This is a genomic window from Pseudomonas sp. BJa3, from assembly GCF_026343815.1.
Lineage (GTDB): Bacteria > Pseudomonadota > Gammaproteobacteria > Pseudomonadales > Pseudomonadaceae > Aquipseudomonas > Aquipseudomonas soli.
The window spans coordinates 1-237 of record NZ_JAOXMC010000531.1 but is presented as its reverse complement, the minus strand read 5'-3'; the positions used below and the strand labels follow the sequence as shown (position 1 = coordinate 237).

At 66.7% G+C, this 237-nt stretch carries 1 protein-coding gene; it reads right to left on the bottom strand.

Annotated features, from left to right (window positions below; genetic code table 11):
• Window positions 1–237: SDR family NAD(P)-dependent oxidoreductase (locus OH705_RS28675; RefSeq protein WP_267303630.1), on the bottom strand; the 237-nt coding region annotated here is incomplete at both ends.

Here is a 237-nt window from a genome sequence, read left to right as displayed (position 1 = left end):
CACGCTGCCGACGTTGACGATGCTGGAGGCCGCGTGCCGCGTGAGCAGCGGGCGCGCGTAACGCGAGAGTTCGAAGGCGGAAAACAGGTTGGTCTCGAAGATCCCGCGCCACTCGTCTTCGGTGTAGTCCACCGCGGCGCGGGTGACGTTGCCGCCGGCGTTGTTGACGAGGATGTTCAGGCCATCGGCGTGGTCTTCGGCCCAGTCGAGGATCGCGCGACGGTCTTCGTCATCGGC